Origin of the sequence: Halobacillus sp. A5, from assembly GCF_024189315.1 — a bacterium.
Classification (GTDB): Bacteria; Bacillota; Bacilli; order Bacillales; family Halobacillaceae; genus Halobacillus_A.
The window spans coordinates 190,400-206,904 of sequence record NZ_JAIZEO010000003.1; the positions used below are offsets into that span (position 1 = coordinate 190,400).

Consider the following 16,505-nt stretch of genomic DNA (forward strand, 5'->3'; position numbering starts at 1 on the left):
AACTTAAAGGGATCGGGGGAAATAGAATGAATGATTTGACACAGAAAGATTCTTTTCTCGAAAAGATTGGTATACCTTCTCATTTAGCCTGGGGATATTTTGGTGTCCTCATCTTCATGATGGGGGACGGCTTAGAGCTTGCCTGGATTAGTCCTTATTTAGTAGATGAGGGGCTCTCCGTTTCTCAAGCTGCCACTTTAACTACGTCGTATGGAGTCACCATTGCAATTGCGGCTTGGTTTTCTGGAGTTTTAACTGAAGCCATTGGGCCGAGGAGAACGATGCTTCTCGGTGTAGGATTATATATATTAGGACACATTTTATTTGTTGGTCTGGCTATTCCGACACTTAATTATGGCCTGATGATTCCTACTTATGCGCTTCGAGGCTTTGGTTACCCGTTATTTGCTTATTCCTTTCTTGTCTGGATCACTTACCGAACTCCTCAGCATCAACTAGGTAAAGCAGTTGGGTGGTTCTGGTTCGTATTTACAGGCGGATTGAGTGTACTTGGTGCATATTATTCTAGTTTCTCAATTGAAGTCTTTGGTTACATTCCAACACTATGGACAGCCATTATCTGGGTACTCATCGGGGCATTCTTTGCCATTGTAGTCAATAAAGATAAATTCGAAATCTTGGAGGAGAAACCAAGTGATGCATCTAAATTTAAAGAGCTGTTAAACGGGATAACGATTGTTAAAAGAGAACCAAAGGTTGGGATAGCCGGCCTTGTAAGGATTGTCAATCAGGCTTCTCAATATGCTTTTCCTCTGTTTCTTCCTATATATTTAGCGGACCAGGGTGTAAGCACGACGGTGTGGCTAAATATCTGGGGGACGATTTTTATTTCGAATATTGCTTTTAATCTGATTTTTGGTTATGTTGGTGATAAATTTGGTTGGAGAAACACTGTTACATGGTTTGGTGCAGTAGGCTGCGGTATCTTTACACTTATGTTGTTTTACATACCTCAAGCCTTTGCTGGAAATGTCTTCGTAGTAGGGGCTATAGGTATTCTTTGGGGAGCGTGCTTAGCTGGGTTTGTACCACTTTCTGCTCTTACTCCGACATTAGTTGGGGATGGCGATAAAGGAGCGGCTATGTCCATCTTGAACTTAGGAGCTGGATTATGCGTATTCGTAGGACCTGCATTAGTTGCTCTGTTCTATGATTTGGTAGATACACAGGGAATGATGTTGATTTTGGCAGGTTTATATTTTGGAGCCGCTATTTTAACCAGGTTCCTTAAAGTACCTGAAGAGCTATTGGAGAAAGAAGGAAAAACAGTGAAGGATGGGGCACAGTCTGTCATTTAAGGAAAGGAAGTAGATGGCTTCCAATTTGAAGCTGTCTACTCCTGCTATTTTCAAAGAGTAATTAATAACGAAAGTAAAAAGGGAGTGAAGTTTAATGAAGAAACTTATTAATGATCCTAGAAGAGTTGTGGAAGAAATGGTAGAGGGATATGTACATGCCCATCCTGATTACATAAAACAGCTGCCTGAAAATGAAAGGGCTTTAGTGACGGCACGTGATACAAAAGAGGGAAAGGTCGGAATTTTAATTGGCGGCGGATCCGGTCATGAGCCTGGTTTCTTAGGTTATGTGGGAGAAGGCATGGCAGATGGGGTCGCTGTTGGAAATATCTTTGCTTCTCCCTCCCCCGATCCAATCCTGGAAGTGACCAAGACTATAGATAAAGGGGCAGGAGTGGCTTATTTATACGGAAACTATGCTGGTGACGTTATGAATTTCGGAATGGCGGCAGAAATGGCTGATTTAGAGGAGGACATTGAAGTAGGCATGGCTTTAGCGTCTGATGATGTAGCTTCTGCACCGAAAGAAGAAAAAGAAAAGCGCCGCGGAATCGCGGGAGAATTCTTTATCTATAAAGCAGCAGGAGCAGCAGCAGATTTTGGTTATAATTTAGAGGAAGTAATTAGAGTGGCGAATAAAGCGAATGCCCAGACCCGTTCAATGGGTGTGGGGATCAGCCCATGCTATCTGCCTCAGACAGGAGAACCCAGCTTTGAGATCGGAGACGACGAAATGGAAATTGGTCTCGGACACCACGGGGAGCCTGGTATTGAGAAAGGTCAACTTGAGTCTGCAGATTCCGTGGCTGAGCGTCTTGTCGGTGATATTTTGAATGATATTGAAATTACTGAAGGTGATGACGTTGCCGTTCTAGTCAACGGGCTAGGTTCTACTCCAAGAATGGATTTATATATTATTTACCGCAAAGTTGAACAAATTTTAAAAGACAGAGGCATCCAAATCTATCGTTCCTATGTCGGTGATTATATCACCTCACTGGAAATGGGAGGGTGCTCCGTCACACTAATGAAGCTGGATGAAGAATTGAAGCAGACAATTAGCCACCCTGTGGACTGCCCGATGTTCGTTCAAAAATAAAGGAGGGTTTTAAAATGGAATTATCATCTTATGATTTAAAGAATTTTTTTAAAACCGTAGCTGATATGATGGAAGAGGAAAAAGATTACTTATGTGAACTGGACCGTAAAATAGGGGATGGCGATCACGGCGTGACGATGTCGATTGGCTGGCAGGCCGTTAATGAGATTTTGGACGCAGATTTAAAAGATGAAGAAGACTGCGGGAAAATCAGCGTGGCTGTTGGAAAAACTTTTTTGAGTGCAGTAGGCTCGTCGGTAGGTCCATTATATGCAACAGGTCTTATGAAAGGTGCTAAATCGGGAAAAAAGAAAAATGTTATGAATGAATTGGATTTAGTAGAGTATTGGGTTGCATTTGCGAGAGGGATAAAAGAAAGAGGTCAAGCCGAAGTAGGGGAAAAGACAATGGTAGACACTCTTGAACCTTTTGCGAACACACTCGAGGCGAAGTATGAAGAAACTCAAAAATTCTTTGAATCTTTTGAGCACGCTGTAAGAGATGCTGAAAAAGGTATGAAATCGACGAAAGATATTATCTCTAAAAAGGGACGTTCCAGCCGCTTAGGTGACCGTTCGATTGGCGCGCAGGATCCAGGTGCGACCTCTGCCTTTATGATCTTGTCTGCTTTTCAAAAGTTTGCAGAAAACAGGTCCACCCAGGTTAGTTAGCTGGAAACGGGTGGCAAGCAATAGAGTTAACTTATCATAAACGAGAATCAGATACTTGTTTCTGGTTCTTTTTTTTACAAAAAAATTAAAACGAAAATAAATAACAACAATAAACGAAAATAATCATTGATAAATGAAAATATATATAATAATATGAAAGTAGATAAGATTTAATGTTTTATTGAGAAGGGAGATAGAGTAATGAGGATCGGTATCGGAAGTGACCATAATGGATTTGAATTAAAAGAAGAAATAAAGCGTTTTATTGAGAAAGCATTTAACCATGAACTGGTGGATTATGGATGTCATTCGTGTGATTCAGTTGATTATCCTGACGTCGCATTTGATGTGTCAGAGGCTATAAGTGAGTCTAAATTAGACCGGGGGATATTGATTTGTGGAACCGGAATCGGAGTGGCCATCGCGGCTAATAAGTATCCAGGTATCCGTGCAGCCTTAGCGCATGATACGTATTCTGCAGAAAGAGCTCAATTGAGCAATAATGCTCAAGTGATTACGATGGGGTCACAAATTATAGGTCCAGAGGCTGCGAAGAAAGTGGTGGAAGCCTATCTTAGTTCTGTCTGGGCGGAAGGATCTAAACGCAAAGTCGATAAAATCATGAAGAAGGAAAAAGAGTTCTTCAGTGGAGGATTAGGCATCACGGCAGCCGGTAACCAGTGCCGTTAAAACCGAGGGGGTACGCTTAGATGCAACCATTATTACTGGATTTTTTAAAAGTGACTGAATCCGCAGCTATTGCTGCTATGCCGTGGGTGGGGAGCGGGAAGAAGATTGAAGCAGATGACGCTGCAACTAACGCTATGCGTAAGGAACTCAACACCATGCGGATGAAGGGAAGGATCGTAATTGGCGAAGGGGAAATTGATGAAGCGCCTATGCTGTACATTGGAGAGAACTTAGGCTCCGGTCAAGGTCCTGAGGTAGATATTGCTGTAGATCCAATTGAAGGAACGACTCCCACCGTAAATGGTCAAAGCAATGCGATTACAGTGATCGCAGCCGCTCCTAAAGGTAAACTTTTGCATGCACCGGATATGTACATGAAGAAGCTTGCGGTAGGTCCAAAGGCTAAAGGTGAAATTGATATTGATGCACCATTAAAAGAAAATCTGAGAGCTGTAGCGAAAGCAAATGGAAAAAGCGTACAGGAGCTAAACGTGCTCATCCAAAATCGTCCTCGTCATCAGGAGTATATTGACATTATCAGAAGTGAGGGAGCTAAAGTCCATTTATTCAACGATGGAGATATTATATATGCTATAGCCACCTGTATCGAGACTTTAGATGTTGACATGTTCCTTGGAATAGGAGGAGCACCCGAAGGAGTATTGGCAGCTGCCGCCTTGAAATGTCTGAACGGAGAGATGCAGGCGAAATTAATGCCTCGAAAAGATGAAGAAGTTCACCGTTGTATAGAAATGGGGATTCAGGATCCTCAACACTCCTTAAGTCATAGCGACCTAGTGAATTCAGATGATTGCATTTTTGCAGCAACCGGCATTACGGATAACCTTTTTCTAAAAGGAGTAAGGTTAAATAATGGCAGCCAGTTGACTCATTCTGTCCTGATTAACGGGAGAGAAAATCAATTGCGTTATGTAGAAAGTCAGTACCCCGTAGTAGAGATGGTTTAACATTCAGAATCACAAGAGGTGAATCAAATGCAGCAAACAAGTGTATCAAATGCCCAGCTTTCCATTAATACAATACGAACTCTTACGATCGATGCGGTAGAGAAAGCAAACTCGGGGCATCCAGGAATGCCGATGGGGACCGCGCCTATGGCGTATACCTTATGGACAGAATTTATGAATCACAATCCGGAAAATTCAGAATGGTTCAATCGAGACCGATTTATTTTATCAGCGGGCCATGGCTCTATGCTTTTGTACAGCCTGCTTCACTTATCAGGGTATAACTTAACCATTGACGATCTTAAAAGCTTCCGTCAGTGGGATTCAAAAACTCCAGGGCACCCTGAGTTTGGAGACACTCACGGTGTAGAGGCAACGACTGGTCCATTAGGTCAGGGAGTTTCTATGGCTGCCGGGATGGCAATGGCTGAAGCCCACCTTGCTGCTAAATATAATCGTGAGGGTTATCCTGTCGTTGATCACTATACTTATGCTATATGTGGTGACGGCGACCTTATGGAAGGAGTTTCTCAAGAATCCGCTTCACTCGCAGGCCATCTTGGTCTTGGAAAGCTAATAGTTCTCTATGATTCCAACGATATATCGCTCGATGGAGATTTGGATCGGTCGTTCAGTGAAAGTGTAGAAAAGCGCTATGAAGCTTATGGATGGCATGTCATTCGTGTAGAAGACGGGACAGATACAGACAGCCTTGCAAAAGCAATCAAACAAGGTAAACAAAATACAGAGCAGCCGACCATGATTGAAGTAAAAACGATTATAGGGTATGGCTCACCAAATAAGTCCGGCAAGGCAGACTCACACGGTGCGCCTCTTGGAGAAAAAGAGGCGGTGGCCGCTAAAGAATTCTACAAATGGGGATACAATGAACCGTTCCATGTTCCACAAGAGGTTTATCAAGATTTTAAGGATAAAGTTCAGTACAATGGAAGGCAACAAGAACAACTCTGGAATGAGTTGTATCAGCAATATCAAGAAGCTTACCCTGAGCTCGCAAGTGAATTAGAAACAGCAATGAACGGACTTCTGCCTGATGGATGGGAAAAAGAACTGCCGAAATACAAACCTGGTAAAGATCAAGTAGCAACTCGTGCCGCTTCAGGGGAAGTCATCAACGCATTATCTAAGAAAATCCCTTATTTTTTCGGAGGAAGTGCTGACCTTGCTGGTTCGAATAAAACGGCTGTCAAAGGAGAGGATGATTTCTCCCGTGAAAACTATGCTGGTCGGAACATCTGGTTTGGGGTCCGCGAATTTGCGATGGCTGCAGCGATGAATGGAATGGCTCTTCATGGCGGCTTAAGAACTTATGCAGGAACGTTCTTTGTTTTTAGTGATTATTTACGCCCTGCTCTCCGTCTATCAGCCATAATGAATCTTCCAGTCAATTATGTATTTACTCATGATTCTGTAGCAGTAGGTGAAGATGGACCTACACATGAGCCAGTAGAACAGCTCGCTTCTCTTCGCGCCATGCCGAATCTTTCTGTTATCCGGCCGGCAGATGGTAATGAAACAAGCGCGGCATGGAGAATAGCATTGGAATCCTATACCACACCTCATGCGCTTATCTTAACTCGTCAAGGGCTGCCAACTTTAGAAGGAACGTCAGAAAAGGCCTATGATGGGGTGAAACGCGGAGCTTATATTCTTAGCGATTCAGAAAAAAGCACACCGGATGGGATTTTACTGGCTACAGGTTCTGAGGTTCAGCTCGCGATCCGGGCAAAAGAAGAGTTGAAAGTATCGAAAGGCTGCGATCTGCGCGTCGTAAGTATTCCCTCTTTCGATCGATTTGAAGCTCAAAATGCCGACTATAAAGAAAAAGTGTTACCTTCAAACGTTAGAAAACGACTTGCCATTGAAATGGGTGCTTCTTTTGGCTGGGATAGGTACGTAGGACTTGATGGGTCAGTGATCGGTATTGATCAATTTGGTGCCTCGGCACCAGGTGAAACGGTCATGAAGGAATATGGATTCAGCCCCGAAAACATCGTCAAACTCGCTGAGAACTTTTTTAATTAAAACAAAAAGGCCCCCAGAGGCCTTTTTGTTTTGCGTTTTAAATTGAACTTATTGAATAGACTGCAGGTCATACATTACTTTTTTGTTAACGACGCCAAACTGTTCGTGTAATTCATTATAGATCTGAAAAAGTTTTTCATATTTTTTCGCATTTTCTTCCACGGGGTAGACTGTTTTTAAGAAAGGCTGCTTCATTTGTTCGATCGCCTCTTCCATCGTGGAAAAAGACCCTCCTGCCAGGGCACCGAGTATGGCAGCTCCTACCGCTGGAGCATATTCACTGCTTGATATATGGATCGGTTTCTGCAGAACATCGGCATAGATCTGCATCAACAAACTGTTTTTCTTGGGCAGACCTCCGCAAGCAAATATTTCATCTATGGTTAAACCATAATTTTCATAGGATTTCATAATCATTTTTGTACCATAAGCTGTTGCTTCCATGTAGGCCTTAAAAATATCTTCACATGCAGTGTGTAATGTCTCTCCTATGAGCAGCCCTCTTAGTTTAGTATCACTTAAAAGAGACCGGTTTCCATTGTGCCAGTCAAGAGCAAGTAACCCTGTCTCACCCACTTCCTTTGAAGCGGCTTTTCTTTCTAGGAGCTGGAAGATAGAAATGCCTTTTTCTTCTGCTTCACCCCAATAATCTAGGGGAGCCTGCCTGGTTGCATAGTCGAATAAGTCTCCTACTGCCGACTGGCCTGCTTCATAAGCATAAAGATTTGGAATGATAGCGTCCTTTACACTTCCTGAAATGCCCGGAATACTTTTCTGTTCCTTATGAAGCATGATGTGGCACGTAGAGGTTCCCATAACCATGGTTAATTGATTTGGTTTCTTTGATCCAATCCCCAACAGGGAAGCATGTGCGTCAATAATGGCAGGGGCAACAGGGATACCAGGAGGAAGGTCCACTTCACGAGCTATGTGTTCTGATAGAAATCCTGCCCTCTGTCCTATATTAATAAGCTCACCTTCTAATTTTTATCATAAGAAAGGGGAGCAGCCGTTTCTGCCTGGACTGTCCAACCTTCAAAGGAAGCGGCTAACACTCCACCCACCGTAAGAACAACGGTTAGCGCTGTAGTTGTAATTAATTTTCTGTGAATCATATGTAGTCTCCTTAATGTGTGCCCCGAACGTTTTAGGATGAAAATATTAATTAAATCAGCCTTCCGTGTTATTCAGTTCTTCAAGCATAGAAGCAAACGAGGCTTTAGCTCGCATAAAAGGTCTTGAATCTATATCCATCCAAAGGTGATCAGCGTTCTTTTGGAAATAAGCTTTCCCCAGGGGCATTTTCCGCATGGATCATAGCTTTGAAGTAGAGCGTTTTGCGATCTTTAACAAGACGAGCCATGTCACCTGCCAAATTGTATAAGTCGGGATGATAAGGATGAAGTTTATGCATCTCGTAAAGGAGTTTCGTTTTCTCAGGTGAAGGAGCATCCATCACATCGTATATTAGATCCGTTACTGTCGACCTTTCTTCCCTGGTCAATGTTTGGGAATAATCTCCCGGGTAAGTGTCTGCCTTTAGTAATTCATCCTTCAAATCTTCAAAATGTAAGGATTTACGTTCTTCCCACAGCTCTTCATTTTCACGCAGCAGTTCTTCATAACGAGCTTTCACAAATGAAGTCAACAGTGCGGCTACTTCATTCTCAATCGTTCTATACTTAGCAGACATCTGGGAGGACGACGTTTCATATTTCTCAGCGAGCGCTTTCTGGGTCGTGTTCGGTCCGGTGAACACCTGCCCGGCCAAATATTCGAGGGCTGCAGCATAGGCATTTGGCTTTTCTATTACGGGCATCCTGCTTTGACAGAACTCATCCCAGATTCGCATGATATTATGTAGGTCTTCATCGTAGCCCTCCTGTCTGCTTTTTAATAAATCAATTACGAGCTGTTCTTCTTCAGTCATTCGATCTCCGCCCCTTTTATAAATACTTATTGTGTTAGTGTAGCACACCGCGCTGACTATGAATTTAAATAACTTTAAAGATGAAAGCCTATGAAACGACAAATGGATAATACGAAGATTTTAATATAACTATTATATTTTGTGTTGCGCTTGTAATGAAAATATTTCCATTTTTCCGTAAGAGTAAAAGCTGTTAGATCAGACTGATTTGGTATTTTATTAATTGGAACTGCCCTAAATAATCTGAAAAGGGAGATTTTAATATCACATTCATGTTTGAAGATCATTTTCCCCTAGTGATTATCGTTTTACTCGGAATTTTTATCCTTTTATTAGGTATACAAAAGTATTTCATGATTGCAAACACATTATCCCTCATCCTGGCAGCTTATGGTGTCTTACTATTTTTTTACACAAAAGAAAATGTAACAGGATTTGGAGCTATGGCCTATGTGCCCTTAAGTATTGGGGCCATGATGGGCGGTTTGTTTTTATTGTTCGCTCTAATGCGGATCCAAAAAGAAAAGTGATGGTGTGTCTATTATTTAAAGGAGAGGGTCGTTTATACAGCACGGATGATAAGCGAAGATTAGAGTGAACCTGACCATTAAAAAGGAGGGAGAGGGCAGGATATGATCAGCGGTCCGTTTCTTGTATCTGTAATCCCAGGGGTAGTAGTAATGGTGCTAACGTTGTGGTTTAGAAAATTAAAACTTCCCTTGTTTGTAAGAAATTTACCAGGTATTCTAACTATTTTCACCGCATTTGTGCTAGGTTATATTGGTTTTGTGAACATCAGAGGTTTTGAGGGCGGAGCATACGGAATACTCGCTTTCTTCTTGGTTATGTTTTCAATCGTTTCTTTTATTATCGCAAATATTTCTTCACTGAGACAAAATTAGAGACTTTTTTTATCAGCTATTGTAAACCACGGTAATGGTATAATTAAGTTGAGTATTTAGTTGAGAAAAGGCATGGGAATTCTTATCGAAGGAGGGAGAAGCATGGAAGCTTTTTCGAAATATTTAGCAGGAATTGATAACCCGGATCACCGCGAACGAGCGGAGGAAGTTTTGTCATGGGTGGCTCATAAGTTCCCAGACTTGGAACCGCAAATCAAATGGAATACGCCGATGTTTACCGATCACGGCACATTTATCATCGGCATTGACCATGCGAAGCATCATATGAGCTTTGCCCCCGAAGAAGTCGCTATGAAGCACTTTGCTGATGACATTGCCCAATCCGGCTACAGCGCGACTAAAGGATTATTTCGAATCCGGTGGAATGAGCCGGTTAATTATGAACTTCTTGAAAAAATAATTGAATTTAATATTCAGGATAAAGCAGAATATACGAAATTTTGGCGGGAATAATTTGAGATAGGCAATTCGTTACAAGGAAAGGAGTGTTCCCATAATATGAATACTAAGGTGGACGAATATTTAGATAAAGCCGAAAAGTGGCAGAATGAATTTAAGAAAATGAGAGAGATCGCTCTTGAGTGCGAGCTGAACGAAGAACTTAAATGGAATCACCCCTGCTACACAATTAATGGAAAAAATATCGTTTTAATACATGGGTTTAAAGATTATTGTGCTTTTCTTTTTCATAAAGGGGCTCTGCTGAAGGACAGCCATGGAATTCTTGTTCAGCAAACAGAAAACGTTCAGTCGGCACGTCAGATACGATTCACCAATGTAGAAGAAATCGTTCGGCTGGAATCTGTACTGAGGGCTTACATTCTTGAAGCAGTTGAAGTTGAAAAAGCTGGCCTGAAAGTGGAAAAGGAGACAGAACTCGTCATTCCGGAAGAGCTTCACAATAAATTCGATGAAATCCCAGATTTAAAAGCTGCTTTTGAAGATTTGACCCCGGGGCGGCAAAGAGCTTATGTTCTATATTTTACTAAAGCAAAGCAATCCAAAACACGTGAGTCACGTGTGGAAAAATATGTGCCGCACATTCTCGAAGGCAAAGGATTAAATGATAGATAGTTGAAAAATATGGAGGCTGAACATGACAAACGTGTACTTCGGTAGGACGATGTCGCTAGATGGATTTGTCAATGACCAACATAGAAAAGCACCTCCAAATGCCCGCCATAATTGAACCACTGGTTGACCTTCATTCACTGAATTACTTCATGAGTTAAATGCAGAGTGCGCCACCCTGAAATTTATCATATTTGGCTGTTATGTAGAAGGAAACATTTGTTTCAGCGATAGACTTCTTTAATAGATAAAGTGAAAAAATAAAATAATTAGGAGGCATACTTATGACTCAAACAAGTCAGAAGATCGTCCCGCACTTATGGTATGACAAGGAGGCAATTGAAGCATCAGATTTCTATGCATCCATTTTTCCTCAGTCACGAATTACCAATGTGAGCACAATCAATGACACGCCGTCAGGCAATGTTGATGCAGTCTCTTTAGATTTATGGGAGCAGAAGTTCATGGCCATCAGTGCAGGACCATTTTTCAACTTCAATCCCTCTTTATCTTTCATGGTGAATTTTGATCCATCCCGCGAAAAGGACGCCGAGGAAAAAATAAATCAGGTTTGGGACAAATTATCCGAAGGCGGTACCGTGTTAATGCCATTTAATAAGTACCCGTTTAGTGAGAGGTATGGCTGGATTCAAGATAAGTATGGTTTGTCATGGCAAGTGATTCTCACCGATCCAGAAGGTGAGGAAAGGCCGGCGGTCATGCCTTCGCTGATGTTTACAGGTGAACAGTGTGGCAATGCAGAAGAGGCGGTTGATTTTTATTTATCTGTATTTAAGAATTCAAGGCAGGGGCATGTGGCGCGTTACCCTGAAGGTATGGAGCCTGACAAGGAAGGTACTGTGATGTTTTCAGATTTTATGATTGGTCATCAGTGGTTTACGGCTATGGACAGTGCGCAGGCTCATAACTTCAGTTTCAATGAGTCCGTCTCGTTTATGGTATATTGCGACAGCCAGGAAGAGATTGATTATTACTGGGATAAACTATCCGCGGTTACTGAAGCTGAGCAATGCGGCTGGATCAAAGATAAGTACGGGGTTTCCTGGCAGATCGTGCCAAGCGAAATGGAAGAGATGAGAAGTAATGGCACTCCAGCACAAATTGATCGGGTTAATCAAGCAAGTCTCACTATGAAGAAACTTAATCTTGCAGAGTTACAGAAAGCCTATAAGGGATAACGAGTATACTTAGTCGAAGTGATAAGAAAATGTAGTTAATTTGAGGCGGATCCGTAATAAAGGGTTTGGCTCTTTTTTTATGCAGGAAGGTTTTTATCACAGCTTTATTTACTTGCAGGGATGGAAAATTATACGCTCTATTGTATAATTTTTCTATTTCAGAGTTAAGATAAAGGCGACTAATCTGGAGGAGGTTTTTCATTTTGGCTGCTAACAAAGACAGAAATGCTTCAAACGGGCAGGACAGGGAACGTGAGACACTGACCACTCGCCAGGGCCGCCCTGTAACGGATAATCAAAACATTCGTACCATTGGGAACCGCGGGACGGCGACACTTGAGAATTACCATTTTATCGAAAAGATTTCCCATTTTGACCGGGAAGAGGTGCCTGAGCGTGTCGTACATGCGCGGGGGTCTGGTGCGTTTGGATTTTTTAAAACGTATGGAAAAGTCGGGGATGAGCCGGTAGAGAAATACACACGGGCAAAAGTGTTCTCAGGTGCAGGTAAGAAAACACCGTTAATGGTTCGTTTCTCCACTGTAGCAGGAGCGAAAGATGCCCCGGAAACCGACCGTGACCCCCGTGGCTTTGCGGTGAAGATGTATACGGAAGACGGCAACTGGGATTTAGTCGGAAACAATTTGAAGATCTTCTTTATTCGTGATGCGATGAAGTTTCCTGATATGATTCACGCGTTTAAAGCGGATCCGGCTTCGAATGTGAAGAATCCTGAGCGGATGTTTGACTTCGTTTCCCGAACCCCTGAGGCGACCCATATGATTACCTTTCTGTTCTCACCGTGGGGGATACCAGCCACTTATCGCCATATGCAGGGCTCCGGAGTGAATACGTATAAATGGGTGAATGATAAAGGCGAGGCGGTTCTCGTTAAATACCACTGGGAGCCGAAGCAGGGAATACGGAACTTAACTCAGGAAGAGGCTGACATGGTTCAGGCTAAAAACGTAAGTCACGCGACGCAGGATTTATATGAATCGATCGAGCGCGGAGAGTATCCAGAGTGGGAGCTGTTTGTACAAGTCATGGAGGATGGGTATCATCCCGAACTGGATTTTGACCCGCTTGATGATACCAAACTCTGGCCGGAGAAGAAGTTCCCATGGAAGCCGGTCGGCCGTATGGTACTTGACCGCAACCCAGAAGATTTTCATGCGGAAATTGAACAGGCCGCATTCGGTACGGGGGTTCTCGTTGATGGCATGGACTTCTCCGATGATAAAATGCTTCAGGGACGAACGTTCTCATACTCCGATACACAGCGCTACCGCGTAGGAGCGAACTATTTGAAACTACCTGTTAACGCTCCTAAGACAGGGATTCGGACCAATCAGCAGCGCGGTCAAATGGATACACGCGACCCAAGAGAGTCTGGAGACAATCCGCATATTAATTATGAGCCTTCCATGAAGGGCGGTTTCCAGGAAGCAGATGGGGCAAAAACTCCCCCGCATGAGCCTGCGTACAATGCAGCGGCCATGAGTGCACCTATTGACCGGCCAAACAACTACGGCCAGGCGGGTCATACGTATCGCAGCTTTGAGGAATGGGAACGTGATGAATTAATCAGCAACCTCTCAAACGCTCTGGCGATTTGTGATGAGCGTATTCAAACGGCAATGATCGAGCACTTCACTCAAGCGGATGAAGAATATGGACGCCGGGTGAAGGAAGGGATTGAAGCTAAAATGAAAGAGATGCAGGAAATGGATGAGGGCAGTACAGTTCCCGGCCGTGAACCAGGTGATAAGTCTAAGTATGGCCAAGGATCTTTTGCTCAGCATGAAGCCGCTGAAGAAGCTGTGAAGAAAAGCCACGAAGCTGATCCTTATTAATATTTAAAGAAGTACTCAAAAGGACTGTCCAGTTCACTAAGGGCAGTCCTTTTTATTATGGAGCCCTCCCTTAGAATTAGTTACTTCTGCAGGGTACGGCTTATTCGCTAGTTCAATCGAACAACTTTTTTGACATTACTATTAATTCTCGTTACTCTACAGATGTAATCCCGACTAATTTTATAAGGAAAAGGGTGTTTTAGATGGAAACAACAAGAGTTCAACCTATAGATGAAGTGAAAGACCCCGTACAGCGAAAAGACGCCGACTTAAACAACCCTCAAATGCCGCTGATTGTTGGCGGTCTCGTAGTTGGGGCCGTTTTAATGATATATCTAATGGTTACGCAAAATATAGTGCAGTCTTTACTGCTCGTTATTGGTTTATTGCTTGGCTACACATTGTTTCATGCTCGATTTGGTTTTACTTCTGCATTCCGCAGGATGATGTCTGTGGGTAACGGTCAGGCATTGCGATCGCATATGGTCATGCTGGCTGTTGCCGTGACTTTATTTGCGCCGATCCTGGCATTTGGTTATTCCTTCTTCGGAGGGGAAGTAGCTGGATATGTTTCACCCGTAGGAATTAGTCTTCTCGTCGGAGCATTTATGTTTGGTATCGGAATGCAGCTTGGAGGAGGATGTGCTTCCGGTACGCTTTACGCCGTAGGAGGCGGCCGTTCTGTAATGCTTGTTACGTTGCTGTTCTTTATTATAGGCTCCACAATTGGCGCAGCTCAATTACCGTTTTGGACAGAAGACCTTCCTGCTTTCGAACCTGTATCTCTTGCAACCTCCACAGGTTTAGGATATGGGGGAGCCTGGCTGCTCTCCATTGCTTTGTTTGGTGTCATTGCATGGATAACCCTGGTCGTAGAAAAAAAGAAAAAAGCACCAAAAATGGCTCCGGTTCCATCAACGAGTGGGTGGAAAAGAATTTTCCGCGGTTCATGGCCACTATTCGCAGCAGCGATTGTGCTCGCTGTTCTTAATGCTTTAACTTTAATGACGCGGGGCGAACCATGGGGTATTACTTCAGCTTTCGCCCTATGGGGATCGAAAGTCGCCCAGTTCTTAGGCTTTGACGTTGCCAGCTGGGGATACTGGCAGGGAGAGAATGCTGCTGTATTGGATGCGTCCATTTTTGCTGACTCTACCACAGTATTAAACTTGGGCGTTATCCTAGGAGCTTTCTTGGCGTCAGCTGCCGGCGGCCTCTTTAAGTTTTCCAGGTTAAATGGAAAAAATGTAGCAGCTTCTGTGATCGGTGGCTTGTTCATGGGTTATGGAGCCCGTCTTGCATTCGGCTGTAATATCGGCGCCTACTTTGGCGGGATTGCATCCTTCAGCCTGCATGGCTACATTTGGGGAGTTCTGGCATTAGGCGGGACCTTCCTCGCACTTTATTTACGACCGTTGTTTGGTTTATCTGTTCCGAAATCAAAAGATACGTTCTGTTAAGAAGCTGGGACAAAACTGAATAAATCATAAAATAATCCGAACTGATATTGTAGAAATCAGTTCGGATTATTTATGTTAAAGAGAATTCACTCCATCGCTCCGGCAAAAATGCTTCGCTTTCAGTGGACAAGGCCTCAGTTTCCTCAGAAAGCAAAGAGCGCTTTCCTGCGGGATCTTCGGCTCGCGCTCTTCCCACAGTAGTCTGCGCATTTTGACTACGCTAATAATTGCGTTTATACCAATGTTCTTTTTTTGACATCACTGCTTTACTTATGATCCAGTCCCTTTTTCTATTATTGAACCATCCTATGTTTTATGGGGATGTAGATATCAATCTGCTTGTTCTCAGATCCATAACATCTTTCATCATATAGCTCGAAATCCACGATTCCTCGATGTTCATAACCCGATTGGGGAAACCATTCTGTGAAAATATAGCTCCATGCAGCTTGAATGGAAGAGGCAAAGGCTTCCTCTTCAGCCTTGGGTGTAGTGAATACCGCATATTCAAGTTCTGGGAAGCGTCTGTACATTAATCCTTCCGGTACTTTAGTGCCTTCTTCCACTTCCATTCCAATGATGTAAACGAACTTGCCTGTGTCGGGAGAAAAGTCAGTACAGATACCGAGTTCTTCATTTTTGTGCAGGGGCTTTGGAATACTGCTGCCTAATTGATTTTGGAGGTACTGCTTCCAAAACTGCGGGATGTCTTTATTATTCTGTCCATCCTTATTCTTCGTTTTCAGTCCGTACCCAATGATTTGAAATGCCGGTTTTGTGACAAATTTCGGTTCCATTGTTTGCCCTCCTGATATTAGTATTGTATTGAGGCAGGCTTTACCGCGCAAGGGTCCGCATATTCGGGATGCGCTGCGGTACTGTTTAGGTGAAACACCATAACACTTCTTGAATGCCCGGTTGAACGATTCATGGTAGTGAAATCCGACATCGAGTGCAATATCAATCACTTTTTCCTCCGAGTAAAAAAGACGCTCTGCTGCTGAAGTCAGCCTTCTTTTCCGGACATAATCCATTACCGGTTCTCCAACCATGGCTTGAAAGACCCGATGAAAATGAAATGGAGAAAAGCAGGACGCTTCAGCTAATTCTTCCAATTTCAGCTGTTCCTGCATGTTCTCTTCAATGTAATCGAGCGCTCGTTGTATACTATCCGAATAGTCCATACTGTTTTCACCTGCCTTACATTTACGATAGCAGCAAACCTTTAGTTGTACTTAACACTTTTTGCTATCTTCATTTTACTTTAAAAAAG

The 16,505-nt window shown here is 43.1% G+C and carries 17 protein-coding genes; 13 read left to right on the forward strand and 4 right to left on the reverse strand.

Going from position 1 to position 16,505, the window contains the following annotated elements; translation table 11 throughout:
- Positions 1–26: 26 nt before the first annotated feature.
- From LF822_RS12810 to tkt, 6 genes are all read left to right on the forward strand, one after another.
- Positions 27–1,319 (forward strand): MFS transporter, encoded by a 1,293-nt coding sequence (locus LF822_RS12810; RefSeq protein WP_253924460.1) that lies wholly within the window; start codon positions 27–29, stop codon positions 1,317–1,319.
- Between the two features lie 94 nt (positions 1,320–1,413).
- On the forward strand, positions 1,414–2,418 hold the full coding sequence (locus tag LF822_RS12815; protein WP_253924461.1) for a dihydroxyacetone kinase subunit DhaK: 1,005 nt from the start codon (positions 1,414–1,416) through the stop codon (positions 2,416–2,418).
- A gap of 14 nt (positions 2,419–2,432) precedes the next feature.
- On the forward strand, positions 2,433–3,089 hold the full coding sequence (gene dhaL, locus LF822_RS12820; RefSeq protein WP_253924462.1) for a dihydroxyacetone kinase subunit DhaL: 657 nt from the start codon (positions 2,433–2,435) through the stop codon (positions 3,087–3,089).
- Between the two features lie 201 nt (positions 3,090–3,290).
- Positions 3,291–3,779, forward strand: coding sequence for a ribose 5-phosphate isomerase B (gene rpiB / locus LF822_RS12825; protein WP_253924463.1), 489 nt, complete (start codon positions 3,291–3,293; stop codon positions 3,777–3,779).
- A 20-nt stretch (positions 3,780–3,799) separates the two neighbouring features.
- Entirely contained in the window at positions 3,800–4,747 is a 948-nt protein-coding gene (gene glpX / locus LF822_RS12830) for a class II fructose-bisphosphatase (RefSeq protein WP_253924464.1), read from the forward strand.
- Between the two features lie 27 nt (positions 4,748–4,774).
- Entirely contained in the window at positions 4,775–6,793 is a 2,019-nt protein-coding gene (tkt, locus tag LF822_RS12835; RefSeq protein WP_253924465.1) for a transketolase, read from the forward strand.
- Between the two features lie 48 nt (positions 6,794–6,841).
- On the opposite strand, the gene LF822_RS12840 is transcribed toward tkt, so the two are convergent.
- The 3 genes from LF822_RS12840 to LF822_RS12845 all read right to left on the reverse strand — a co-directional run bounded on the left by LF822_RS12840 (position 6,842) and on the right by LF822_RS12845 (position 8,723).
- Positions 6,842–7,711, reverse strand: a complete 870-nt coding sequence (locus LF822_RS12840; protein ID WP_253924466.1) for an FGGY-family carbohydrate kinase — start codon at positions 7,709–7,711, stop codon at positions 6,842–6,844.
- 62 nt (positions 7,712–7,773) lie between these two features.
- Positions 7,774–7,908 (reverse strand): hypothetical protein, encoded by a 135-nt coding sequence (locus LF822_RS22840; protein ID WP_256522009.1) that lies wholly within the window; start codon positions 7,906–7,908, stop codon positions 7,774–7,776.
- Between the two features lie 149 nt (positions 7,909–8,057).
- Entirely contained in the window at positions 8,058–8,723 is a 666-nt protein-coding gene (locus LF822_RS12845) for a hypothetical protein (RefSeq protein WP_253924467.1), read from the reverse strand.
- A 353-nt stretch (positions 8,724–9,076) separates the two neighbouring features.
- On the opposite strand from LF822_RS12845, the gene LF822_RS12850 reads away from it, so the two are divergent.
- The 7 genes from LF822_RS12850 to LF822_RS12880 all read left to right on the forward strand — a co-directional run bounded on the left by LF822_RS12850 (position 9,077) and on the right by LF822_RS12880 (position 15,232).
- The gene (locus tag LF822_RS12850; RefSeq protein ID WP_253924468.1) at positions 9,077–9,253 is read left to right on the forward strand and encodes a hypothetical protein; all 177 of its coding nucleotides are present in this window, start codon (positions 9,077–9,079) and stop codon (positions 9,251–9,253) included.
- Between the two features lie 102 nt (positions 9,254–9,355).
- Positions 9,356–9,625, forward strand: coding sequence for a hypothetical protein (locus tag LF822_RS12855; RefSeq protein ID WP_253924469.1), 270 nt, complete (start codon positions 9,356–9,358; stop codon positions 9,623–9,625).
- 102 nt (positions 9,626–9,727) lie between these two features.
- A complete protein-coding gene (locus tag LF822_RS12860) occupies positions 9,728–10,099 on the forward strand; it encodes an iron chaperone (RefSeq protein ID WP_253924470.1) in 372 nt (123 codons plus the stop codon).
- A gap of 45 nt (positions 10,100–10,144) precedes the next feature.
- Positions 10,145–10,720: a YdeI/OmpD-associated family protein gene (locus tag LF822_RS12865; RefSeq protein ID WP_253924471.1), complete on the forward strand. Its 576-nt coding sequence runs from the start codon at positions 10,145–10,147 to the stop codon at positions 10,718–10,720.
- A gap of 281 nt (positions 10,721–11,001) precedes the next feature.
- Complete coding sequence (locus LF822_RS12870; RefSeq protein ID WP_253924472.1) at positions 11,002–11,916, forward strand: VOC family protein; 915 nt, start codon at positions 11,002–11,004, stop codon at positions 11,914–11,916.
- Between the two features lie 203 nt (positions 11,917–12,119).
- Positions 12,120–13,772 carry a catalase gene (locus LF822_RS12875; RefSeq protein WP_253924473.1) on the forward strand — a complete coding sequence of 551 codons (1,653 nt, stop codon included), beginning with the start codon at positions 12,120–12,122 and terminating at the stop codon, positions 13,770–13,772.
- 203 nt (positions 13,773–13,975) lie between these two features.
- The gene (locus tag LF822_RS12880; protein WP_253924474.1) at positions 13,976–15,232 is read left to right on the forward strand and encodes a YeeE/YedE family protein; all 1,257 of its coding nucleotides are present in this window, start codon (positions 13,976–13,978) and stop codon (positions 15,230–15,232) included.
- A gap of 293 nt (positions 15,233–15,525) precedes the next feature.
- Here LF822_RS12880 and LF822_RS12885 read toward each other — a convergent pair whose 3' ends face one another.
- The gene (locus tag LF822_RS12885) at positions 15,526–16,416 is read right to left on the reverse strand and encodes an AraC family transcriptional regulator (RefSeq protein ID WP_253924475.1); all 891 of its coding nucleotides are present in this window, start codon (positions 16,414–16,416) and stop codon (positions 15,526–15,528) included.
- Between the last annotated feature and the right edge of the window lie 89 nt (positions 16,417–16,505).